15 protein-coding genes, 15 tRNA genes and 3 rRNA genes are annotated in these 22789 nt (G+C 39.1%); 32 read left to right on the top strand and 1 reads right to left on the bottom strand.

The features are described 5' to 3' along the window. Nucleotides 1–7: 7 nt before the first annotated feature. The 31 genes from MHB61_RS06285 (at nucleotide 8) to MHB61_RS06135 (ending at nucleotide 20701) form a co-directional block, all read left to right on the top strand. Nucleotides 8–532 (top strand): DUF1273 domain-containing protein, encoded by a 525-nt coding sequence (locus MHB61_RS06285; RefSeq protein WP_010905434.1) that lies wholly within the window; start codon nucleotides 8–10, stop codon nucleotides 530–532. Nucleotides 533–691: 159 nt separating this feature from the next. Next, the gene (gene spx / locus MHB61_RS06280; protein WP_010905435.1) at nucleotides 692–1078 is read left to right on the top strand and encodes a transcriptional regulator Spx; all 387 of its coding nucleotides are present in this window, start codon (nucleotides 692–694) and stop codon (nucleotides 1076–1078) included. A gap of 91 nt (nucleotides 1079–1169) precedes the next feature. Further along, complete coding sequence (locus tag MHB61_RS06275) at nucleotides 1170–1451, top strand: UPF0223 family protein (RefSeq protein WP_003131743.1); 282 nt, start codon at nucleotides 1170–1172, stop codon at nucleotides 1449–1451. Beyond that, nucleotides 1417–2196 carry an inositol monophosphatase family protein gene (locus tag MHB61_RS06270; protein WP_017864167.1) on the top strand — a complete coding sequence of 260 codons (780 nt, stop codon included), beginning with the start codon at nucleotides 1417–1419 and terminating at the stop codon, nucleotides 2194–2196. The genes MHB61_RS06275 and MHB61_RS06270 overlap by 35 nt, the downstream gene beginning before the upstream one ends. Nucleotides 2197–2289: 93 nt before the next feature. Then, nucleotides 2290–3570, top strand: a complete 1281-nt coding sequence (gene murA, locus MHB61_RS06265; protein WP_032398873.1) for a UDP-N-acetylglucosamine 1-carboxyvinyltransferase — start codon at nucleotides 2290–2292, stop codon at nucleotides 3568–3570. Beyond that, nucleotides 3570–3761, top strand: coding sequence for a DNA-directed RNA polymerase subunit beta (locus MHB61_RS06260; protein ID WP_003131739.1), 192 nt, complete (start codon nucleotides 3570–3572; stop codon nucleotides 3759–3761). The genes murA and MHB61_RS06260 overlap by 1 nt, the downstream gene beginning before the upstream one ends. 156 nt (nucleotides 3762–3917) lie before the next feature. Beyond that, nucleotides 3918–5201 carry a trigger factor gene (gene tig, locus MHB61_RS06255; protein WP_137015776.1) on the top strand — a complete coding sequence of 428 codons (1284 nt, stop codon included), beginning with the start codon at nucleotides 3918–3920 and terminating at the stop codon, nucleotides 5199–5201. Nucleotides 5202–5612: 411 nt separating this feature from the next. Beyond that, nucleotides 5613–7159 (top strand): 16S ribosomal RNA (locus MHB61_RS06250). A gap of 93 nt (nucleotides 7160–7252) precedes the next feature. Then, nucleotides 7253–7325: transfer RNA gene (locus MHB61_RS06245), tRNA-Ala, on the top strand. 138 nt (nucleotides 7326–7463) lie between these two features. Continuing rightward, nucleotides 7464–10364 (top strand): 23S ribosomal RNA (locus MHB61_RS06240). A gap of 83 nt (nucleotides 10365–10447) precedes the next feature. Further along, nucleotides 10448–10563 (top strand): 5S ribosomal RNA (gene rrf / locus MHB61_RS06235). Together the 16S, 23S and 5S rRNA genes with 15 tRNA genes alongside form the textbook arrangement of a ribosomal RNA operon. 3 nt (nucleotides 10564–10566) lie before the next feature. Continuing rightward, a tRNA-Val gene (locus tag MHB61_RS06230) sits at nucleotides 10567–10639 on the top strand. Between the two features lie 29 nt (nucleotides 10640–10668). Then, nucleotides 10669–10741 (top strand) — tRNA-Asp (locus MHB61_RS06225). A 17-nt stretch (nucleotides 10742–10758) separates the two neighbouring features. Next, nucleotides 10759–10831, top strand: a tRNA-Lys gene (locus MHB61_RS06220). A gap of 8 nt (nucleotides 10832–10839) precedes the next feature. Then, nucleotides 10840–10921, top strand: a tRNA-Leu gene (locus MHB61_RS06215). Nucleotides 10922–10933: 12 nt separating this feature from the next. Beyond that, nucleotides 10934–11006: transfer RNA gene (locus MHB61_RS06210), tRNA-Thr, on the top strand. Nucleotides 11007–11031: 25 nt separating this feature from the next. Beyond that, nucleotides 11032–11103 (top strand) — tRNA-Gly (locus tag MHB61_RS06205). A 38-nt stretch (nucleotides 11104–11141) separates the two neighbouring features. Next, nucleotides 11142–11215: transfer RNA gene (locus MHB61_RS06200), tRNA-Arg, on the top strand. Between the two features lie 5 nt (nucleotides 11216–11220). Beyond that, nucleotides 11221–11294, top strand: a tRNA-Pro gene (locus MHB61_RS06195). A 37-nt stretch (nucleotides 11295–11331) separates the two neighbouring features. Next, a tRNA-Met gene (locus MHB61_RS06190) sits at nucleotides 11332–11405 on the top strand. A 12-nt stretch (nucleotides 11406–11417) separates the two neighbouring features. After that, nucleotides 11418–11491: transfer RNA gene (locus MHB61_RS06185), tRNA-Ile, on the top strand. 7 nt (nucleotides 11492–11498) lie between these two features. After that, nucleotides 11499–11571: transfer RNA gene (locus MHB61_RS06180), tRNA-Phe, on the top strand. A gap of 10 nt (nucleotides 11572–11581) precedes the next feature. After that, nucleotides 11582–11652 (top strand) — tRNA-Gly (locus MHB61_RS06175). Nucleotides 11653–11678: 26 nt separating this feature from the next. Beyond that, nucleotides 11679–11752: transfer RNA gene (locus MHB61_RS06170), tRNA-Ile, on the top strand. Between the two features lie 42 nt (nucleotides 11753–11794). Beyond that, a tRNA-Ser gene (locus tag MHB61_RS06165) sits at nucleotides 11795–11882 on the top strand. 178 nt (nucleotides 11883–12060) lie between these two features. After that, nucleotides 12061–13974 carry a DNA primase gene (gene dnaG, locus MHB61_RS06160; protein ID WP_003130831.1) on the top strand — a complete coding sequence of 638 codons (1914 nt, stop codon included), beginning with the start codon at nucleotides 12061–12063 and terminating at the stop codon, nucleotides 13972–13974. Nucleotides 13975–14050: 76 nt separating this feature from the next. Next, complete coding sequence (gene rpoD / locus MHB61_RS06155) at nucleotides 14051–15394, top strand: RNA polymerase sigma factor RpoD (protein WP_003130829.1); 1344 nt, start codon at nucleotides 14051–14053, stop codon at nucleotides 15392–15394. Between the two features lie 113 nt (nucleotides 15395–15507). Further along, a complete protein-coding gene (locus MHB61_RS06150; RefSeq protein WP_137016500.1) occupies nucleotides 15508–16251 on the top strand; it encodes a MurR/RpiR family transcriptional regulator in 744 nt (247 codons plus the stop codon). A gap of 164 nt (nucleotides 16252–16415) precedes the next feature. Then, nucleotides 16416–17783, top strand: coding sequence for an MFS transporter (locus MHB61_RS06145; protein WP_170959162.1), 1368 nt, complete (start codon nucleotides 16416–16418; stop codon nucleotides 17781–17783). A 282-nt stretch (nucleotides 17784–18065) separates the two neighbouring features. Next, entirely contained in the window at nucleotides 18066–18404 is a 339-nt protein-coding gene (locus MHB61_RS06140; RefSeq protein WP_003130824.1) for a hypothetical protein, read from the top strand. Nucleotides 18405–18454: 50 nt separating this feature from the next. Further along, complete coding sequence (locus MHB61_RS06135; RefSeq protein WP_003130823.1) at nucleotides 18455–20701, top strand: ATP-dependent Clp protease ATP-binding subunit; 2247 nt, start codon at nucleotides 18455–18457, stop codon at nucleotides 20699–20701. A 421-nt stretch (nucleotides 20702–21122) separates the two neighbouring features. Here the strand turns inward: MHB61_RS06135 and MHB61_RS06130 are convergent, their stop codons facing one another. Next, nucleotides 21123–21593 carry an Rrf2 family transcriptional regulator gene (locus MHB61_RS06130; protein ID WP_003130820.1) on the bottom strand — a complete coding sequence of 157 codons (471 nt, stop codon included), beginning with the start codon at nucleotides 21591–21593 and terminating at the stop codon, nucleotides 21123–21125. Nucleotides 21594–21765: 172 nt separating this feature from the next. Here MHB61_RS06130 and gap point away from each other — a divergent pair, with 172 nt between their 5' ends. After that, the gene (gene gap, locus MHB61_RS06125) at nucleotides 21766–22779 is read left to right on the top strand and encodes a type I glyceraldehyde-3-phosphate dehydrogenase (protein WP_137016502.1); all 1014 of its coding nucleotides are present in this window, start codon (nucleotides 21766–21768) and stop codon (nucleotides 22777–22779) included. Nucleotides 22780–22789: the final 10 nt, after the last annotated feature.

Raw genomic sequence — 22789 nt, 5'->3', positions numbered from 1 at the left:
AATATTTATGAATTCACTACTAATCATGGGTTATACAAGTTTTGACCTAGGTATTTTCAATGAAAAAGACATAAAAGTATCAATAATAAAAAAAACAATTAGAAGAAAATTAATTAACTTTTTGGAGGAAGGCCTTCGTTGGATTATTTTTACAGGTAATTTGGGTTTTGAATACTGGGCGTTGGAAGTAGCAAAGGAACTTCAGACAGATTATGACTTTCAAATTGGGACAATTTTTTCTTTTGAAACACATGGCCAAAATTGGAACGAAAGTAATCAAGTTAAGTTGGCAGCTTTCAAACAAGTAGATTTTGTGAAATATGCTTTTGAAACTTATGAAAGTCCAAGCCAATTCCGCCAGTACAATGATTTTATACTGGAAAATACCGAGGGAGCTTTTGTTTTTTACGATGAAGAAAATGAGACAAAATTAAAATATATGGTTGAAAAAATGAAACAAAACACTAATTATGAAGTTTATTTGCTTGATTTTGAAGATTTACAAGAAACTTTTGAAGAAATGAATGAGTGATTTCGTAATTTTTAGAAGAAAATAATTACTAAAAATCATAACGTCACTTTTTTTGCGATATTAATTTTGATATAATACTTAGCAGATGTAAATTAGTTTTTATCCAATGAGGAGAAAAATAAACTTACTGATAATTTTAAAAGGATGGGAAATAGGACTGTGATTGATTTATATTTGTCGCCATCATGTACCAGTTGCCGTAAAGCGCGCGCTTGGTTGCAAAGCCATAAGGTTCCCTTTGTAGAGCACAACATTTTGACACAACCGATGACAACAAACGATTTGCGTCATATCTTGACGAAAACGGAAAATGGAACAGAAGATATTATTTCGACACGGTCAAAAGTTTTTCAAAAATTGGCTGTGGATGTTGATAATTTGACTATTAATGAATTATTAGACTTGGTAACAGAATTTCCAAATCTATTAAGACGTCCAATTATTACTGACTCAAAACACCTACAAATTGGCTTTAACGAGGATGAAATTCGTGCATTTTTGCCACGTGAATATCGTCGAGCAGAAATGTTAAGTACAATAGATTAAGATTTAGGCAGCAAAATTTACTGACAACAATTCTGTCAGTAAATTTTTGCTGAATTTTATAGATTTTTTAGCCTGAACGGGCAGGAGAAGCATGAAAGAAAATTATAATTATCCTCTTGATTTAAGTTGGAGTACTACTGAAATGACAGAAGTGCTCTCTTTTTTCAATCAAGTTGAAAAATTTTATGAAAGCAAAGTTGAAAAAGAAGTTTTTTTAGAATCCTATAATGCTTTCAAAAAGATTGTTCCCTCAAAAATGCAAGAAAAACAGCTTGGGCGTGATTTTGAACTAAGCAGTGGTTACTCACTTTATCATGCAGTCAAGGAGGTAAAAGCTAGTGGAAAACGATTTGTCAGTGCTGACAAGGCTTGAATTAGCTAAAGATTGGGTAAGAGATGCTGGAAATTTCTTAAAAGAAAATATAGCTGCTCCGTTGGAAATTACTGAAAAGACTCGCTATGATGACTTAGTGACAAATTTTGACAAAGAAGTCCAAGAGCAAATAGTAGCCAATATTCTCCATCATTTCCCGGAAGATAAAATTTTAGCCGAAGAAGACGAAGAAAAAATAAAGTTCGATTCAGAAATTCCGCATCTCTGGGTCTTAGACCCCATTGATGGAACAACAAATTTTATTGTTCAAAAAGATAATTTTGCCGTGATGCTTGCTTATTATGAGTATGGTGTTGGTAAATTTGGTCTGATACTAGATGTAATGAAGGATAAACTTTATTGGTGTGATAGCCACAAAGCCTTTTGTAATCAAAAAGAATTGGAACTCAAAGAAAGACCTTTGGCTCAAAGTTTACTTGGAGTGAATAGTTACATGTATAGATCTAATAGTGGAGGCTTGTTAGATTTAAGCCATCAAACTTTAGGGGTTCGTATCATTGGCAGTGCAGGTATCAGCTATGGTCAGCTTCTGGAAGGAAAAATAATTGGGTATTTCAGTAGTCTTCAACCTTGGGATTATGCAGCCGGAAGTATTATTGCTGAAAGAATTGGCTATGTTACATTGACCATATCGGGTGAAAGTCCCCATTTTAACTGTAGAGAGCGAGTGTTCACTGCTCCCTCATACTTAATTTCTGAAATACAAAAATACATCAAAAAATAAACAGAGTGAAATATTTCAGAAAAATGGAAGGTACTTTTGTGTTATAATCTAAAAATATAAAATAAAATTTAGAGGAAAAATAGGATTTAAATGATGGATAAAATAATTGTAAAAGGTGGGCAAACAAAACTTCAAGGTGAAGTTGAAATTGAAGGAGCAAAGAACGCCGTTCTTCCTCTTCTTGCAGCAACATTACTCGCTAGTGAGGGTGAAGTTGTACTTACTAATGTCCCTATTTTAAGCGACGTTTTTATGATGAATAATTTGGTAAATCATCTTGGAACTGCGATTAGCTTTGACCAAGAAGCAAAGAAAATTATTGCTAAATCAAATTCAGAAATAAAAACAACTGCACCATATGAGTATGTCAGCAAAATGCGTGCCTCAATCGTTGTTATGGGACCAATCTTAGCCCGCAACGGACAAGCACGTGTATCAATGCCAGGTGGATGTTCCATTGGATCTCGACCAATTGATTTACATTTACGCGGTTTTGAACAAATGGGAGCAACAATCACTCAAAATGCTGGTTATATTGAAGCTAAGGCTGATAAATTAAAAGGAGCTCATATTTATCTTGACTTTCCATCAGTAGGAGCTACTCAAAATCTTATTCTTGCTGCGACACTAGCTGACGGGACAACGACACTTGAAAATGCAGCACGTGAACCAGAAATTGTTGACTTAGCAAACCTCCTAAATAAAATGGGAGCAAATGTTAAGGGGGCCGGAACAGATACAATTATTATTAAAGGTGTTGAAAAAATGCATGGGGCAAACCATTCAGTTGTTCAAGACCGAATTGAAGCAGGAACTTTCATGGTTGCGGCCGCAATGACACAAGGTGATGTTTTAATCAAAGATGCGATTGCTGAACATAACCGTCCATTGATTTCAAAACTTAGCGAAATGGGTGTTAATTTTACCCAAGAAGAATCTGGACTTCGAGTTGTTGGGCCTGAAAAACTAAAAGCAACAAGCGTTAAGACTTTACCACACCCAGGATTTCCTACAGATATGCAATCACAAATGACAGCTGCTCAGGCCGTTGCCGTGGGAGAATCAGTGATGGTAGAGACAGTATTTGAAAATCGTTTCCAACATTTGAAAGAAATGCGTCGTATGGGATTGGAAGTTGACATTACTAGAAATACAGCGCTTATTCAAGGAAATTCAAATTTACAAGGCGCTGCGGTAAAATCAACAGATTTACGGGCAAGTGCCGCATTGATTCTTTTGGGATTGGTTGCCAAAGGGCAAACAACTGTTAGAAGATTAAGTCATTTAGACCGAGGTTACTATAAATTCCATGAAAAATTAAAAGCTCTGGGAGCTGATATTATTCGTGTAGAAGACGAAGACGGAGAAGGCTAATGTTTAAGAAAACCATAAAATTTTTAGGACTAAGACTCTCTATTATTATTTTTGTTATAGTTCTACTAGTTCTTGCCGCCGTTTTAGGACTTATGGTTGGTTATGGTTTTCTAGGTGGAGGAAATCCTTCCAACGTTTTCAACCATAATTTATGGAAAGAAGTTATGGATAAACTTAGCCCTGCAAAATAATAAAAGACTTGATTCGGAAAAATCAGGCCTTTTATTTTGCTAAGAAATTACATTTTATAAGTCAAAAAAGCTAGTCTTTCTTGAAATATAGCGGATTTTATGCTATTCTTGAAATGTATGAATTTCTGAGCTCAGGCTCAAAATAAGGAGAAAAAAATGACTGTAAGTTTTGAAAAAACTAGTGATACTAAAGGTACACTCTCATTTTCAATTGACCAAGAAACAATTAAAACTGGGCTTGACAAAGCCTTTAATAAAGTAAAAGCTAACATTAGCGTTCCTGGTTTCCGTAAAGGTAAAATCAGCCGTCAAATGTTTAATAAAATGTACGGTGAAGAAGCACTTTTTGAAGAAGCTTTAAACGCTGTTCTTCCAACTGCTTATGATGCAGCTGTAAAAGAAGCTGGTATCGAACCAGTTGCACAACCAAAAATTGATGTTGCAAAAATGGAAAAAGGTTCTGACTGGGAATTGACTGCAGAAGTTGTTGTAAAACCAACCGTTTCACTTGGTGACTACAAAGACCTTACAGTTGAAGTAGAAGCAACAAAAGAAGTTTCTGACGAAGAAGTTGAAACACGCTTGACTAACTCTCAAAACAAATTAGCTGAACTTGTAGTAAAAGAAACTGCTGCTGAAAATGGTGATACTGTTGTTATTGACTTCGTTGGTTCAGTTGATGGTGTTGAATTTGAAGGTGGAAAAGGTTCTAACCACAGTCTTGAACTTGGTTCAGGTCAATTCATTCCAGGATTTGAAGAACAACTTGTTGGAACTAAAGCTGGTGAAACTGTAGAAGTTAAAGTTACATTCCCAGAAAACTATCAAGCTGAAGACCTTGCTGGTAAAGAAGCACTCTTTGTTACAACTGTTAATGAAGTAAAAGCAAAAGAATTACCAGAACTTGATGATGAACTTGCTAAAGATATTGACGAAGAAGTTGAAACTTTGGATGAGCTTAAAGCTAAATTCCGTAAAGAACTTGAAGAATCAAAAGCAGAAGCTTATAATGATGCTGTAGAAACTGCTGCAATCGAAGCTGCTGTTGCCAATGCTGAAATCAAAGAAATTCCAGAAGAAATGATTCACGAAGAAGTTCATCGCGCTATGAACGAATTTCTTGGTGGAATGCAACAACAAGGAATCTCTCCAGAAATGTACTTCCAAATTACTGGAACTTCTGAAGATGATCTTCATAAACAATATGAAGCAGACGCTGACAAACGCGTGCGTACAAACTTGGTAATCGAAGCAATTGCTGCTGCTGAAAACTTTACAACTTCAGATGAAGAAGTTAAAGCAGAAATTGAAGATCTTGCTGGTCAATACAACATGCCTGTTGAACAAGTTGAAAAACTTCTTCCAGTTGATATGCTTAAACATGATATTGCAATGAAAAAAGCAGTGGAAGTTATTGCAACAACAGCAAAAGTAAAATAATTTCATATAATAATGATAAAAAAATAAGTGTCAGTAACTACTGGTACTTATTTTTTTATTATTAATTCGAATTTTGAGTGAGATTTAGTTCATGGATTTATCATAATAAGTGAAAAATCGATCCGATTATGAGTATAAGTTATAAAAAGTATACATGATAAAACATGACAACCGTGGGATTTTCCGGATGTAAGATAAAAAAAGGTATAAAAGTCACAGTTAATTCTTGACAAGTTTAGTTAGGTTTGATAGAATATAATAGTTGTCGCAAGAGACGAGAGTCTTGAAGCGATAAGCTAGACCATTGAAAACTGAATAAAGAAGAATGACTCATGTGATGTAGTAAGATACATCAAAAATCTGTCAATCAATAATGAAAGACAAGCCAGTCACTAAGGTGACTTAAATACTTTATTTGAGAGTTTGATCCTGGCTCAGGACGAACGCTGGCGGCGTGCCTAATACATGCAAGTTGAGCGCTGAAGGTTGGTACTTGTACCAACTGGATGAGCAGCGAACGGGTGAGTAACGCGTGGGGAATCTGCCTTTGAGCGGGGGACAACATTTGGAAACGAATGCTAATACCGCATAAAAACTTTAAACACAAGTTTTAAGTTTGAAAGATGCAATTGCATCACTCAAAGATGATCCCGCGTTGTATTAGCTAGTTGGTGAGGTAAAGGCTCACCAAGGCGATGATACATAGCCGACCTGAGAGGGTGATCGGCCACATTGGGACTGAGACACGGCCCAAACTCCTACGGGAGGCAGCAGTAGGGAATCTTCGGCAATGGACGAAAGTCTGACCGAGCAACGCCGCGTGAGTGAAGAAGGTTTTCGGATCGTAAAACTCTGTTGGTAGAGAAGAACGTTGGTGAGAGTGGAAAGCTCATCAAGTGACGGTAACTACCCAGAAAGGGACGGCTAACTACGTGCCAGCAGCCGCGGTAATACGTAGGTCCCGAGCGTTGTCCGGATTTATTGGGCGTAAAGCGAGCGCAGGTGGTTTATTAAGTCTGGTGTAAAAGGCAGTGGCTCAACCATTGTATGCATTGGAAACTGGTAGACTTGAGTGCAGGAGAGGAGAGTGGAATTCCATGTGTAGCGGTGAAATGCGTAGATATATGGAGGAACACCGGTGGCGAAAGCGGCTCTCTGGCCTGTAACTGACACTGAGGCTCGAAAGCGTGGGGAGCAAACAGGATTAGATACCCTGGTAGTCCACGCCGTAAACGATGAGTGCTAGATGTAGGGAGCTATAAGTTCTCTGTATCGCAGCTAACGCAATAAGCACTCCGCCTGGGGAGTACGACCGCAAGGTTGAAACTCAAAGGAATTGACGGGGGCCCGCACAAGCGGTGGAGCATGTGGTTTAATTCGAAGCAACGCGAAGAACCTTACCAGGTCTTGACATACTCGTGCTATTCCTAGAGATAGGAAGTTCCTTCGGGACACGGGATACAGGTGGTGCATGGTTGTCGTCAGCTCGTGTCGTGAGATGTTGGGTTAAGTCCCGCAACGAGCGCAACCCCTATTGTTAGTTGCCATCATTAAGTTGGGCACTCTAACGAGACTGCCGGTGATAAACCGGAGGAAGGTGGGGATGACGTCAAATCATCATGCCCCTTATGACCTGGGCTACACACGTGCTACAATGGATGGTACAACGAGTCGCGAGACAGTGATGTTTAGCTAATCTCTTAAAACCATTCTCAGTTCGGATTGTAGGCTGCAACTCGCCTACATGAAGTCGGAATCGCTAGTAATCGCGGATCAGCACGCCGCGGTGAATACGTTCCCGGGCCTTGTACACACCGCCCGTCACACCACGGGAGTTGGGAGTACCCGAAGTAGGTTGCCTAACCGCAAGGAGGGCGCTTCCTAAGGTAAGACCGATGACTGGGGTGAAGTCGTAACAAGGTAGCCGTATCGGAAGGTGCGGCTGGATCACCTCCTTTCTAAGGAATATATACAAAGACATGAGCATTCAACTTTATTCAGTTTTGAGGGGTTTAGTGATAAACCTAAGCAAGAATCAAATTCTTGATTGTGGGGCCTTAGCTCAGCTGGGAGAGCGCCTGCTTTGCACGCAGGAGGTCAGCGGTTCGATCCCGCTAGGCTCCATTGTCAGACAAGACGTTAAAATCACTTGAACATTGAAAACTAAATAACAATATCTAATAACGATAAATAAACCAAAAGCTGTGAATTTTAAAGAATTTACAAACTTATACTTGAAAAACGATGATTATAAATCATCATGGCAAAGTTAATAAGGGCGCACGGTGGATGCCTTGGCACTAAGAGCCGATGAAGGACGTGACTAACGACGATATTCTAGGGGGAGCAGTAAGTACGCATTGATCCCTAGGTCTCCGAATGGGGAAACCCAGCTGCTACTAGCAGTTATTCATGAGTGAATACATAGCTCATGTAAAGGTAACGCAGAGAACTGAAACATCTAAGTACCTGCAGGAAGAGAAAGTAAAAACGATTTCGTAAGTAGCGGCGAGCGAACGCGAAGAAGGGCAAACCAAGAAGCTTGCTTCTTGGGGTTGTAGGACTGCAACGTGGACTTAAGCATTATAGTCGAATAACCTGGGAAGGTTAATCAAAGAGGGTAATAATCCCGTAGACGAAATAGCGCTTATACCTAGCAGTATCCTGAGTAGGGCTGGACACGCGAAATCCAGTTTGAATCCGGGAGGACCATCTCCCAACCCTAAATACTCCTTAGTGACCGATAGTGAACCAGTACCGTGAGGGAAAGGTGAAAAGAACCCCGAGAGGGGAGTGAAATAGCACCTGAAACCGTGTGCCTACAAGAAGTTCGAGCCCGTTAATGGGTGAGAGCGTGCCTTTTGTAGAATGAACCGGCGAGTTACGTTATGATGCGAGGTTAAGTTGAAGAGACGGAGCCGTAGGGAAACCGAGTCTGAATAGGGCGACTTAGTATCATGATGTAGACCCGAAACCTAGTGACCTATCCATGAGCAGGGTGAAGGTGTGGTAAGACGCACTGGAGGCCCGAACCAGGACACGTTGAAAAGTGTTTGGATGACTTGTGGATAGCGGAGAAATTCCAAACGAACTGGGAGATAGCTGGTTCTCTCCGAAATAGCTTTAGGGCTAGCGTCGAAATGTAAGTGTATTGGAGGTAGAGCACTGTTTGGGTGAGGGGTCCGTCTAGGATTACCAATCTCAGATAAACTCCGAATGCTAATACACATGTTCGGCAGTCAGACTGCGAGTGCTAAGATCCGTAGTCGAAAGGGAAACAGCCCAGACCAACAGCTAAGGTCCCAAAATATATGTTAAGTGGAAAAGGATGTGGGGTTGCACAGACAACTAGGATGTTAGCTCAGAAGCAGCTATCATTCAAAGAGTGCGTAATAGCTCACTAGTCGAGTGACCCTGCGCCGAAAATGTACCGGGGCTAAACATATTACCGAAGCTTTGGATTGATATTTTATCAATGGTAGGAGAGCGTTCTTAACCGCGATGAAGGTATACCGTGAGGAGTGCTGGAGCGTTAAGAAGTGAGAATGCCGGTATGAGTAGCGCAAGATAAGTGAGAATCTTATCCACCGTAAGACTAAGGTTTCCAGGGGAAGGCTCGTCCGCCCTGGGTTAGTCGGGACCTAAGGCGAGGCCGAAAGGCGTAGTCGATGGACAACTGGTTGATATTCCAGTACTAGATATGATCGTGATGGAGGGACGCAGTAGGCTAAGAGATGCCAGTTAATGGATTCTGGTCTAAGCAGTGAGGTGTGAGATGTGTCAAATGCATTTCTCTTTAACATTGAGCTGTGATGGGGAAGCAACTACGGTTGCGAACTCTCTGATGTCACACTGCCAAGAAAAGCTTCTAGCGTAAAGTCATATCTACCCGTACCGCAAACCGACACAGGTAGTCGAGGCGAGTAGCCTCAGGTGATCGAGAGAACTCTCGTTAAGGAACTCGGCAAAATAGCCCCGTAACTTCGGGAGAAGGGGTGCTGGTGTAAAAGCCAGCCGCAGTGAATAGGCCCAAGCAACTGTTTATCAAAAACACAGCTCTCTGCTAAACCGCAAGGTGATGTATAGGGGGTGACGCCTGCCCGGTGCTGGAAGGTTAAGAGGAGTGCTTAGACGTAAGTCGAAGGTATGAATTGAAGCCCCAGTAAACGGCGGCCGTAACTATAACGGTCCTAAGGTAGCGAAATTCCTTGTCGGGTAAGTTCCGACCCGCACGAAAGGCGTAATGATTTGGGCACTGTCTCAACGAGAGACTCGGTGAAATTTTAGTACCTGTGAAGATGCAGGTTACCCGCGACAGGACGGAAAGACCCCATGGAGCTTTACTGTAGTTTGATATTGAGTACCTGTAAGTCATGTACAGGATAGGTAGGAGCCATTGAAATAGGGACGCTAGTTTCTATTGAGGCGTTGTTGGGATACTACCCTTGACTTATGGTTACTCTAACCCGCTGGCATAATCGGCCAGGGAGACAGTGTCTGACGGACAGTTTGACTGGGGCGGTCGCCTCCTAAAGAGTAACGGAGGCGCTCAAAGGTTGGCTCAGATTGGTTGGAAATCAATCGTAGAGTGTAAAGGTAAAAGCCAGCTTGACTGCGAGAGCTACAACTCGAGCAGGTAGGAAACTAGGACTTAGTGATCCGGTGGTACCGCATGGAAGGGCCATCGCTCAACGGATAAAAGCTACCCTGGGGATAACAGGCTTATCTCCCCCAAGAGTTCACATCGACGGGGAGGTTTGGCACCTCGATGTCGGCTCGTCGCATCCTGGGGCTGTAGTCGGTCCCAAGGGTTGGGCTGTTCGCCCATTAAAGCGGCACGCGAGCTGGGTTCAGAACGTCGTGAGACAGTTCGGTCCCTATCCGTCGCGGGCGTAGGTAATTTGAGAGGATCTGTCCTTAGTACGAGAGGACCGGGATGGACTTACCGCTGGTGTACCAGTTGTTCCGCCAGGAGCACGGCTGGATAGCTATGTAGGGAAGGGATAAGCGCTGAAAGCATCTAAGTGCGAAGCCCACCTCAAGATGAGATTACCCATTCGTAAGAATTAAGAGCCCAGAGAGATGATCTGGTAGATAGGCTGGAAGTGGAAGAGTTGCGAGACTTGGAGCGGACCAGTACTAATCGCTCGAGGACTTTACCAAAAGAGTCAAATATAATATGCTTATGGTTTAAAAGTTAGAAGAATTGTTATTTAGTTTTGAATGTTCAAGGTAACATTTAATGATTTGGTCATCATTGCGATGGAGATACACCTGTTCCCATGTCGAACACAGAAGTTAAGTCCATCTACGGCGGAAGTACTTGGGGGTTGCCCCCTGGGAGATAGGCGAGTGGCCAAGTTTTGGGAGTTTAGCTCAGCTGGGAGAGCATCTGCCTTACAAGCAGAGGGTCAGCGGTTCGATCCCGTTAACTCCCATTGGTTGTTTCAGCCATTAAGTGAATAAAGGTTCTGTAGTGTAGCGGTTATCACGTCGCCCTGTCACGGCGAAGATCGCGGGTTCGATTCCCGTCAGAACCGTTAGTAGAAATACTAATGACTCGTTAGCTCAGTTGGTAGAGCATTTGACTTTTAATCAAAGGGTCGCTGGTTCGAGCCCAGCACGGGTCATAATCCTAGCGGATGTGGCGGAATTGGCAGACGCACTAGATTTAGGATCTAGCGCTTAACGGCGTGGGGGTTCAAGTCCCTTCATCCGCATACTAGGTATTAGCCGACTTAGCTCAGTTGGTAGAGCATCTGATTTGTAATCAGAGGGTCGCGTGTTCGAATCATGTAGTCGGCATTGTCGTAAGACACAAAGTTTAAGTGCGAACGTAGTTCAGGGGTAGAACACAACCTTGCCATGGTTGGGGTCGCGAGTTCGAATCTCGTCGTTCGCTTACTAGTATCCTTACTAGTTGTTTATATAATGTTATTTGCAGGCGTGGCTCAACTGGATAGAGTACCTGACTACGAATCAGGCGGTTGTAGGTTCGAATCCTACCGCTTGCATATAACGGGAAGTAGCTCAGCTTGGTAGAGTACTTGGTTTGGGACCAAGGTGTCGCAGGTTCGAATCCTGTCTTCCCGATTGATGTTTTTACATCAATTTGACTTATGTCAAAAATGGCGGTGTAGCTCAGCTGGCTAGAGCGTTCGGTTCATACCCGAGAGGTCGGGGGTTCGATCCCCTTCGCCGCTATATTTATCAGCTGGATCTTTAGCTCAGTTGGTTAGAGCTATCGGCTCATAACCGATCGGTCGCTGGTTCGAATCCAGCAAGATCCATATCTTTGGCTCGGTAGCTCAGTTGGTAGAGCAATGGATTGAAGCTCCATGTGTCGGCGGTTCGATTCCGTCTCGCGCCATTCTTTGTTAGCGGATGTAGTTTAATGGTAGAACCCCAGCCTTCCAAGCTGGCTACGCGAGTTCGATTCTCGTCATCCGCTTAGTTTTCAATTGAAAACAATAAATTGGGAGTTTAGCTCAGTTGGTTAGAGCACTGTGTTGATAACGCAGGGGTCCCAGGTTCGAATCCTGGAATTCCCATAATGGATATGTAAGGTATCTATTCATTGTTAATAAGCCTATGGGGGGTTACTCAAGAGGCTGAAGAGGACGGTTTGCTAAATCGTTAGGTCGGGAAACCGGCGCGAGGGTTCGAATCCCTTACCCCCCTTTGTTCGACGTCTATTCTTTAATAGGCGTCTTTTAGACTTTAAAGCCATAAAATCAGTAAGATTTCGTAAGTTATATTTATTTTAGAAAATGAATGATGATTAAGAACCTTTCTGAAGTGTTATACTTATTTTATGAGATTACTTTTATGATTAATCGTAGGGAAGAAGGGGGAGATTATGGTTTCACTTGACACTGAGGTTGTTAATGATTTAAAGTCAAAAGTTAATATTGCTGATTTAATTTCACAGTATGTTGCTTTAAGTCGTACAGGTAAGAATTATATTGGTTTATGCCCTTTTCATGGTGAGAAAACTCCTTCCTTTAATGTAAATGCTGAAAAAGGTTTTTATCATTGTTTTGGTTGTGGGCGCTCTGGTGATGCGATTGAGTTTTTAAAAGAATACAATCAAGTTGGATTCGTTGATGCTGTTAAGGAACTGGCTGATTTTGCAGGAGTTACTCTTAACATTTCTGATGATAGAGAAGAAAAAAATAATCCAAATGCACCATTGTTTGAAATCAATAACCAGGCTGCTCGTTTATACAATATTCTATTGATGTCAACGGAGTTGGGTGAACGGGCTAGGAAATATCTTGAGGAGCGGGGGATTACTGATGATGTAATCAAGAGATTTAATATTGGTTTAGCTCCTGAAGAAAATGATTTTATTTTTAAAAATTTATCAAATAAGTTTGATGAAGAAATTATGGCAAAGTCTGGTTTATTTCATTTCTCAAATAATAACGTTTTTGATGCTTTTACGAATCGAATCATGTTTCCAATCACCAACGAATATGGACATACAATTGGTTTTTCTGGACGTAAATGGCAGGAAAATGATGATTCTAAAGCCAAATATATTAATACTTCAGCAACAACTATATTTGATAAATCTTATGAACTTTGGAATTTAGATAAAGCAAAACCAACAATTTCAAAGCAGCATGAAGTCTATTTAATGGAAGGTTTTATGGATGTTATTGCGGCTTATAAAGCTGGAATAAATAATGTTGTTGCCTCAATGGGGACGGCTTTAACCGAAAAACACATCCGTCGTTTGAAACAAATGGCAAAAAAATTCGTATTAGTTTATGATGGAGATTCTGCTGGGCAAAATGCAATTTATAAGGCCATTGATTTGATTGGTGAATCTGCTGTGCAGATTGTAAAGGTTCCGGAAGGACTTGATCCAGATGAGTATTCTAAAAATTATGGTTTGAAGGGATTATCTGCCTTAATGGAAACGGGGCGTATTCAACCCATTGAATTTTTAATTGATTATTTGAGACCTGAAAACCTTGCTAATTTACAAACGCAACTTGATTTTATTGAACAGATTTCACCAATGATTGCAAAGCTTCCATCGATTACGGCTCAGGATGCCTATATAAGAAAATTAGTTGAGATTTTGCCTGATTTCGAGTATAATCAAGTGGAGCAGGCTGTAAATTTACGGCGTGAAAATATGACAATTACTGACCATCCTGTCAGTAATTTAGATGCTTCAAGTTTGACCGAAAGTTTTACTGACGAAAATGATTATTCTAGTCTTGAATCAGTCATGCCTGTAGATTTTGAGGAGGCTTATTATGAGAATAATGTTAAAACTCAACAAACTTACAGAAGAAGTGAATCGGCTCAAGTTGTTCAACCATCTGTTCAGGTTCCTAAGTTGTCACGTTCGGAAAAAGCCGAAGAAATGCTACTCCATCGAATGATTTATCATTCATCAGTTTTGAAAAAATTTTCTCAAGATGAAAATTTTAGATTCGTCCATAAACGTTATCAGGATTTATTTGATAAAATCTTGCTTGAAGCAATGGTTTATGAACAAATTGATGAATCACACTTAGCAAGTGAGCTGTCAGACGAAGAACGTAGTCTGTTTTACCAGATTATAAGTTTAGATTTGCCTGATACAGCATCAAGTCAGGAAATCAAAGACTTAGTTTCCATTTTTTCTAATGAAATGGAACAAATAAAATTTGAAGAACTCATTCAACAGTTGGCAACTGCTGAGAAAGCAGGAAACAAAGAACGTGTCTTAGAGTTAACCCTTCAGATTATTAACCAAAAGAAAAAATTATGATAATTTTTTACTGACAATTGGCTAGTCTATTTAATGACAGTTTTGTCAGTAGTTTTACCCAAAGAGGAGGAGCGAATTGGCAGCAAATAAAAAAAGAATAAGTCAAATTTCAAAAGAAACTGGCGTTCAAAACCGTGTTTTGGTTGAGAAGGCTCAAGAAATTGGCTTACTTGTAAAATCACATTCAAGTTCAGTTGGACCTGGTGAAGAACGTCGTCTTCTTGAAGCATTAAATGTTAAACCTGTTGTTGTTGAAAAGATGGATAGTCCTAAAACATTAGCAAGAGTTGAAGTCAAAGAAAATGGTGATACTTTTAACGTAAAAGCTTATGAAAAAGCAGTTAAAAGCTATATTACCAAACGTAAACCTTTGGGCGAAGCACTTGATGAAGAAATCATGGATGAACTTTCTGTTAAATTTGGGATTGTTGATGATGCGCTTGAAGACTTGTTTAAACAAATTCAAGATGCAGGAATTTCAATTGTGGATAAAGATGGAAATCCAAGTCCTTTGGCTCTTGTCACTGATGAAATTGAAAAAGAAGAAGTTTCAGATACTGCAATGGATGAAATTGTTACGAATGTTCGTATCGATGATCCTGTTCGCATGTATCTTAAAGAAATCGGTCGTTATCCATTGATTTCTCTTGATGAAGAAACAAAACTTGCTGAAGCAATTATTGCTGGTGGTGAAGGGGCAGAATTTGCGAAACAAATGCTTGCCGAAGCCAACTTGCGTTTGGTTGTTTCAATTGCAAAACGTTATTCTGGACGTGGAATGCAATTTTTGGACTTGATTCAAGAAGGAAATATGGGCTTGATGAAGGCTGTGGATAAATTTGACCATACAAAAGGATTCAAGTTCTCGACTTATGCCACATGGTGGATTCGCCAAGCAATTACACGTGCGATTGCTGACCAAGCCCGCACGATTCGTATTCCAGTGCATATGGTTGAAACAATCAATAAATTGATTCGTGTTCAACGTAATCTTTTGCAAGAACTCGGACGCGATCCTTCACCAGAAGAAATTGGTAAAGAGTTGCACATGGCGCCAGATAAAGTTCGTGAAGTTCTGAAAATTGCTCAAGAACCAGTCTCACTCGAAACACCTATCGGTGAAGAAGATGATTCACATCTTGGTGACTTCATTGAAGATGATGTAATCGAATCACCTGTTGATTATACAAACCGTATTCTTTTACGTGAACAGTTAGATGAAGTCATGGATACTTTGACTGACCGTGAAGAAAATGTTTTGAGAATGCGTTTTGGTCTTGATGATGGACGCATGCATACTTTGGAAGATGTTGGTAAACAATTCAAAGTGACACGTGAACGTATTCGTCAGATTGAAGCAAAAGCAATCAAAAAACTTCGTCACCCACGTCGTTCTAAACCGTTGCGTGACTTTATGTAATTTAAAAACTTACTGATGAAACTGTCAGTAAGTTTTTTTATATTTTTTAGAGATAGTATGTATTATGATTCAGTTTGTATTATATAAAATTATTTTTTATTCAGAGGAGTTTTATGAACCATTTAACTAGTGTCGAAATTTATATTTGGAATTATTTAGAAGAAAATAAAGCAAAAATAATTCAAATGACGGTTGCTCAAATTGCTGAATCTGCCCATGTCAGTCCTTCATCAATTATTCGAACTTTGAAAAAGAAAAATTTTTCTGGTTTTTCTGAATACAAAAATATGGAAAAACAAAAATTAAATAGACATGATTGGATTTATGGGCTGACAAAAGATGCAAATCAAGTTGTCTCTGAAAATATTGAAGAATTATTAATGACAGTAAGGCTGCTAGAGAGTGAAAACTTAGCTAAAGTTGTTGAAAATATTTTTCATGCAGCTTCAGTCGTGATTATTTCAAGAGGATTATCTGTTCGGATAGCTGACTCATTTGCGAGAGATTTGCAATTTTTAGATGTTAAAGCTGTCAGCTTATATCAAGATAATATGCAAGCATATCTTGAAAAATTGCCTAGAAATACATTTGTAATTGGTCTTAGCTTATCAGGTGAAACAGATTTGATTGTGGCAACAGCACAGAAGGCCAAAAGAGATGGAAAAAAGGTTTTAGCTATTACTGGTAACTATAGGAGTAGGCTGGTTGAACAAAGTGATTTGCTTTTGCTTGCTTATCAAAAGAACATGTCAGGGAAAATCCTTGTTGATTATAATAATATGCTCCCCTTAGAATTAATTATTCACCTTTTAATCCAACTTTACAAACAGTATAAAGAATATGGTGCAATTGTTTGAGTGCTAGAGATTTACTGACAGATTGTAATGTAAGCTGACGATTATATTCTGTCAGTAAATTTTTTTGATTTAAAAATAAATTCCTGAAATTATGGCTTAATCAGGAATTTATTTCAAATAGGAGTGGGTTATAATTAATTCATCAAAATGAAAGGGGATTCGAAATGTTTGGATTCTTAAAACCCGCTCCAGATGCGGAGCAAAAAATATCAGAGGAAAAAGTTCCCCGATTGTATAAAATGTGGCAAACTCGAGTTTTAATTTCGACGGCATTCGTTTATATTGGTTATTATATTATTCGATTGATCTTTACCGTTCAACAAAATGATATTTCCAAGGCTTATGGTTTTTCGATGGGACAAATTGGGACAATTCTCTCCATGTTTGGGATTGGCTATGGAATTTCAAAGCTTATTATGGGAACATTAGCTGACCGGGCCAATCCAAACCGTTATGTGGCAACAGGATTGATTGTGTCAGCGATTATCAATGCGCTTTATGGAACAACCCAAAGTTTTGGGATGATAGTCTTTCTGATGTTGCTTAACTCGGTTATGCAAGGTATGGGAGCTGCGGCTTGTCAGCGTTTAGTCGGTTTATGGTTTGGCCGAAAAGCAAAAGGTTCGATTATGGCGCGTGGGACAGCATTTTCAATCTGGTCATCAGCTCATAATGCTGGAGCTTTCATGTGTGTGGCTGTCATTAATTTATCTGCTTTCTTTTTCGGCGCTTCGCTTCAATGGAGTTTTTGGACAGCATCAATTGTTTCGATTGTCATTGCTATTATCGTTTTATTTCTGGGTTCTGACCGTCCAACGACGAAAGGATTACCGACAATTGAAGAATATTCTGGCGACAAAGTGGTCATTAAAGACGGAGAAATTGTTGAAGGCGATGTTTCTAATGACAATGTTTTTAAAATATTTTTTGAATACATTGTCAAAAATAAACTCGTGTGGGCGGTCATTTTGACCTCATTGTCAATCTATGTCGTTCGTTATGGAATTATGAGTTGGATTCCAAACTATCTGGTTAATATCAAAGGATTTGATAATTCAACAGCAAAATGGCTGACAGGAATTTTTGAACTTGCAGCTGTACCTGGGGTTATTATCATCGGATTTATCACTGATTTACTTAAAGGTCGTCGGGCCATTATGGTTTTGGTTTCATTGATTGCAATGCTTGCCTGTCTGATTACTTATTTTGCAGCGACCAATCATACTATGATTATTATTGTGTTATTAATTATGGGAACTTTCATTTATGCTCCAGCAACAATTGTCGGGCTGATGGTCAATGAAGCTGTCCCAAAATTTGCCAATGGAATGTCAACGGGTACGATGGGGTTCTGTCAGTACATTATTGGTGAAGTGACAGCAACTCTGGTTATTGGTTGGCTTGTTCAAGCATACGGCTGGTCAGCAGGAAATATCATTGTTTATATTTTTGCCGGCATTGCCATTCTTGCTTCAATTTATATCTTGGTTCATCAAAATCGATTATATAAGAAAATTGATGATGCAGGCTAGCTGACAAAATAAAAAATTACTGACAAACCTAGAAGGAAAAGCTAAATTTTTTATATTATATTTTGGCTCTACTGACAGCTTTGTCAGTATTTTTTATTAAAAATTTATTTATAAAGTTCAAAAGACTTGCTAAATTTTCCTAAAATGATTATAATAAATTTATCAATGGTCAAATATGGTCAAACTTTTTATTTTAAAAGGGAGAAATGATTTATTGATTTTTTAAATTTGATGTAAAATAAAAGTAACCGTTATCACTTAGATTATAAATAAGGAGAGAAAATGACGACTACTGTCTATTTTGAAAAAAATGGTGGCATTGATATTGAACTTAGAGGAGCAAGAAAAGTTCTTTCTTTAAGAAAACATATCAAGATTGACCCGGAAAATTTGGAATCTGTTCAACTTGTATCTGATATGAAAAAACCAAAATTCTATAAAAAAGTAGCAGGAACTAACGCTTGGTACTATGGCGGTTGGTTCAGAGAAAACGGTGAAAATGAGTTTTGGGATGTCCGAAATAATGAGCGAGTTCTAGTCATCACCACAAAAAATTTCAAATATAAAAAACTTTACATCGAAGTTGGTCCTGATTTTAGATTGAATCCTTCCAAACTGTGAAGGGAAAATTAGTTTAAAATTAATTACTGAGAATTAAGAGGAGGAAAGCGATGCTTTGTCAAAATTGTAATATTAATGAAGCGACGATTCACCTTTACACAAGTGTAAATGGTCAGAAAAAACAAATTGATTTGTGCCAAAACTGTTATCAAATTATGAAATCTGGCGGTCAAGAAGCTTTATTTGGCGCAGGAAATGCCTCAAATGGAAATTCTGATGAACCATTTAATCCATTTAATGATATCTTTAGTGCTTTGCACGGTCAAGATTTTAATGGAGCAGCAAGCACTCAAACTCCACCAACACAAACAGGTGGACGTGGTCCGCGCGGTCCACAAAATCCTCGGGCAAAACAACCTAAAGGAATGTTAGAAGAATTTGGAATTAACATCACAGAGTCAGCTCGTCGTGGCGAAATTGACCCAGTGATTGGGCGTGATGAAGAAATTAAACGTGTCATTGAGATTTTAAATCGTAGGACTAAGAATAATCCTGTATTAATTGGTGAACCTGGTGTTGGTAAAACAGCAGTTGTTGAAGGTTTAGCGCAAAAAATTGTGGACGGAGATGTGCCGCAAAAACTACAAAATAAAGAAGTGATTCGTCTTGATGTTGTTTCTCTTGTTCAAGGAACAGGAATTCGTGGACAATTTGAAGAACGGATGCAAAAATTAATGGATGAAATCAGAAAACGTAATGATGTGATTATGTTTATTGATGAAATTCATGAAATTGTTGGTGCTGGTTCTGCCGGTGATGGCAATATGGATGCAGGAAATATCCTAAAACCTGCGCTTGCGCGTGGTGAGCTTCAATTGGTCGGAGCAACAACGCTCAATGAATATCGCATCATTGAAAAAGATGCTGCGCTTGAACGCCGGATGCAACCAGTTAAAGTCGATGAACCATCAGTTGATGAAACAATTACTATTTTGCGAGGCATTCAAGCACGTTATGAAGATTATCATCACGTGAAATACACTGATGAGGCTATTGAAGCAGCCGCTCATTTGTCAAATCGTTACATTCAAGACCGTTTCTTACCAGATAAAGCCATTGACCTTTTGGATGAGTCTGGTTCTAAGAAAAATCTAACCTTGAAATTTGTTGATCCTGAAGATATTAATCGTCGGATTGCGGATGCAGAAACGAAGAAAAATGAAGCAACACAGGCTGAAGATTTTGAAAAAGCCGCTCATTTCCGTGACCAAATCACTAAACTTCGTGAATTACAAAATCATGAAGTTTCAGATGATGAAATTCCTGTCATCACTGAAAAAGATATTGAACAAATTGTTGAGCAAAAAACACATATTCCAGTTGGTGATTTGAAAGAAAAAGAACAAACCCAATTGATTAATTTGGCTGATGATTTGAAAGCACATGTGATTGGTCAGGATGAAGCAGTGGATAAGATTGCTAAAGCTATCCGTCGTTCTCGTGTGGGACTTGGTAAACCTAATCGTCCAATTGGTTCTTTCCTTTTCGTTGGTCCAACAGGTGTTGGTAAAACAGAACTTGCTAAACAATTGGCTAAAGAATTATTTGGCTCAAGTGAAAGTATGATTCGTTTTGACATGTCGGAATACATGGAAAAACATTCGGTGGCCAAATTGATTGGAGCCCCTCCAGGATATGTGGGTTATGAAGAAGCTGGTCAATTGACTGAACGTGTTCGTCGTAATCCCTACAGTTTGATTTTATTAGATGAAATCGAAAAAGCACATCCAGATGTGATGCACATGTTCTTGCAAATTCTTGAAGATGGACGTCTGACAGACGCACAAGGACGGACAGTATCCTTTAAAGATAGTTTGATTATTATGACTTCTAATGCCGGAACTGGTAAAGTTGAAGCCTCTGTCGGATTTGGTGCTGCTCGTGAGGGACGAACTAAATCAGTGCTTGGTCAGCTTGGCGATTTCTTTAGCCCTGAATTCATGAACCGTTTTGACGGAATAATTGAATTCTCTGCTTTGAGCAAAGAAAATCTCCTTAAAATTGTTGATTTGATGCTTGATGAAGTCAACGAACAAATTGGACGTAATGATATTCATCTTAGTGTCACTCAAGCAGCAAAAGAAAAATTAGTTGATTTAGGTTACAATCCAGCAATGGGTGCTAGACCACTTCGTAGAACAATTCAAGAAAATATCGAAGATTCAATTGCTGACTTCTATATTGAACACCCTGAATACAAAGAATTGGTTGCTGATTTGATTGATGATAAAATTGTTATCTCTAATCAAGCTCAAGAAACAGCAGAAACGACTGATGAAGAAGTTCCTGCTGAATAAAAAATGTCTGTCAGTAAAATTTTTAGTGATAGAAAAAATAAAATAATGAAATAAAGAAATAATGAAATAATGAAAAATTGCTGACATGAATCTTGTCAGCAATTTTTCTATCTACAACTTCAATGCTCTCCGTAGTCGCATTGAACTGACATGAATCTTGTCAGCAATTTTTTCTATCCCCAACTTCAATGCTCCCCTTGGTCGCATTGAACTGACGTGAATCTCGTCAGCAATTTTTCTATCTACAACTTCAATGCTCCCCGTAGTCGCATTGAACTGACATGAATCTTGTCAGCAATTTTTTTTATCCCCAACTTCAATGCTCCCCTTGGTCGCATTGAACTGACGTGAATCTCGTCAGTAATTTTTCTATTTGTAACTTCATTGTTCGTAATGAATTGCAGCTCTGTCAGTAAATTCTTTAATCCATTTCATCAATCCACTCATCAAGATAACCAAGATTATAATTATATTGAGTTTCGTCAGCAACTTGGGCTAGTGAAACATTTGATAGTGTTCTGACAAGTGTATTTTCAATTTCATCAAGAGCGCTTGTAATGGCACAACGCTTTGCTTTGCCAGACTCTGAACCAATAAAATTTTGCAAAAGACCTTGACTTTGAAAAATTCGACCCCGTCCTTCTATGGCCAAAAAGACATCGTAAAAACTAATATCATGAAGGTCTTTATTGAGTGAAAAACCGCCATTTTTCCCTGGAGTAGAGCGTAAAAGGCCCTCATCAACTAAAGATTTAATAATTTTTTTGAGATATGAAGGCGAAACTTTGAGACGATTGGCAAGTGCAATTGATGACATGGTCCGATTTTCAGGAAGTCGTGCCAAAATAAGTAATACATAAACAGATTGTTCCCAACCAGATGATAATTTCATGATGAAGCTCCTTAAACATTTTAAATTAAAAAAGATTGACACTAGGGTAAAAAAGTAGTATCATTTATATTAGAGATAAGAGATATCTCTAATAGCTATAATTATTTATTTCTATTATAGCAAAAAAAGAGAAGAATCTCATCATCTAAATAAAAAAACGGAGGACTACATCATGGTAGTTAAAGTTGGTATTAACGGTTTTGGTCGTATTGGACGTTTGGCATTACGTCGAATTCAAGAAGTCGAAGGAGTTGAAGTTGCGCATATCAACGATTTGACAGACCCAGCAATGCTTGCACATTTGCTAAAATATGATACAACTCAAGGTCGTTTTAAAGGGACTGTTGAAGTCAAAGAAGATGGTTTTGATGTCAACGGAAAATTTGTGAAAGTTACGGCTGAACGTAATCCGGAAGACATTCAATGGGCTGATTCTGGTGTTGAAATTGTGCTTGAAGCCACAGGTTTCTTTGCGACTAAAGAAAAAGCTGAAAAACATTTGCATCCTGGTGGAGCTAAGAAAGTTTTGATTACGGCACCTGGTGGAAATGATGTTAAAACTGTTGTCTTCAATACAAACCACACAATTCTTGACGGAACTGAAACAGTTATTTCTGCCGGTTCTTGTACTACAAATAGTTTAGCACCAATGGCCGATGCCTTAAATAAAAACTTTGGTGTTAAAGGTGGAACAATGACTACTGTTCACTCTTATACTGGTGACCAAATGACCCTTGATGGTCCACATCGTGGCGGAGACTTCCATCGTGCGCGTGCTGCTGCCGAAAACATTGTTCCAGCATCAAGTGGAGCGGCTAAAGCAATTGGTCTTGTTTTGCCTGAACTTTCTGGTTTGATGAAAGGTCATGCTCAACGTGTTTCAACTCCAACAGGCTCAATTACCGAACTTGTTACTGTACTTGAAAAACACGTTACAGTTGACGAAATCAATGAAGCAATGAAAGCTGCCGCTGATGAAAGCTTTGGCTATAATGTTGATGAAATTGTTTCATCTGATATTATTGGTATGGCTTACGGTTCACTTTTTGATGCTACATTAACTGAAGTGACTGACCTAAAAGACGGTGGACAATTAGTTAAAACAGCTGCTTGGTATGATAATGAAATGAGTTTCACTGCTCAATTAATTCGTACTCTTGAATATTTTGCAAAAATTGCTAAATAATAATTTACTT

This window comes from Lactococcus sp. FSL K6-0773 (assembly GCF_038006485.1).
Lineage (GTDB): Bacteria > Bacillota > Bacilli > Lactobacillales > Streptococcaceae > Lactococcus > Lactococcus lactis.
This window is presented reverse-complemented; position numbering and strand designations above follow the sequence as displayed.

Bases quoted from the DNA above. Each gene is read 5' to 3' on its own strand.
- MHB61_RS06285 (WP_010905434.1), top strand. From the start codon at position 8: ATGAATTCACTACTAATCATGGGTTATACAAGTTTTGACCTAGGTATT.
- MHB61_RS06275 (WP_003131743.1), top strand. From the start codon at position 1,170: ATGAAAGAAAATTATAATTATCCTCTTGATTTAAGTTGGAGTACTACT.
- murA (WP_032398873.1), top strand. From the start codon at position 2,290: ATGGATAAAATAATTGTAAAAGGTGGGCAAACAAAACTTCAAGGTGAA.
- MHB61_RS06260 (WP_003131739.1), top strand. From the start codon at position 3,570: ATGTTTAAGAAAACCATAAAATTTTTAGGACTAAGACTCTCTATTATT.
- tig (WP_137015776.1), top strand. From the start codon at position 3,918: ATGACTGTAAGTTTTGAAAAAACTAGTGATACTAAAGGTACACTCTCA.
- dnaG (WP_003130831.1), top strand. From the start codon at position 12,061: ATGGTTTCACTTGACACTGAGGTTGTTAATGATTTAAAGTCAAAAGTT.
- MHB61_RS06150 (WP_137016500.1), top strand. From the start codon at position 15,508: ATGAACCATTTAACTAGTGTCGAAATTTATATTTGGAATTATTTAGAA.
- MHB61_RS06145 (WP_170959162.1), top strand. From the start codon at position 16,416: ATGTTTGGATTCTTAAAACCCGCTCCAGATGCGGAGCAAAAAATATCA.
- MHB61_RS06140 (WP_003130824.1), top strand. From the start codon at position 18,066: ATGACGACTACTGTCTATTTTGAAAAAAATGGTGGCATTGATATTGAA.
- MHB61_RS06135 (WP_003130823.1), top strand. From the start codon at position 18,455: ATGCTTTGTCAAAATTGTAATATTAATGAAGCGACGATTCACCTTTAC.
- MHB61_RS06130 (WP_003130820.1), bottom strand. From the start codon at position 21,593: ATGAAATTATCATCTGGTTGGGAACAATCTGTTTATGTATTACTTATT.
- gap (WP_137016502.1), top strand. From the start codon at position 21,766: ATGGTAGTTAAAGTTGGTATTAACGGTTTTGGTCGTATTGGACGTTTG.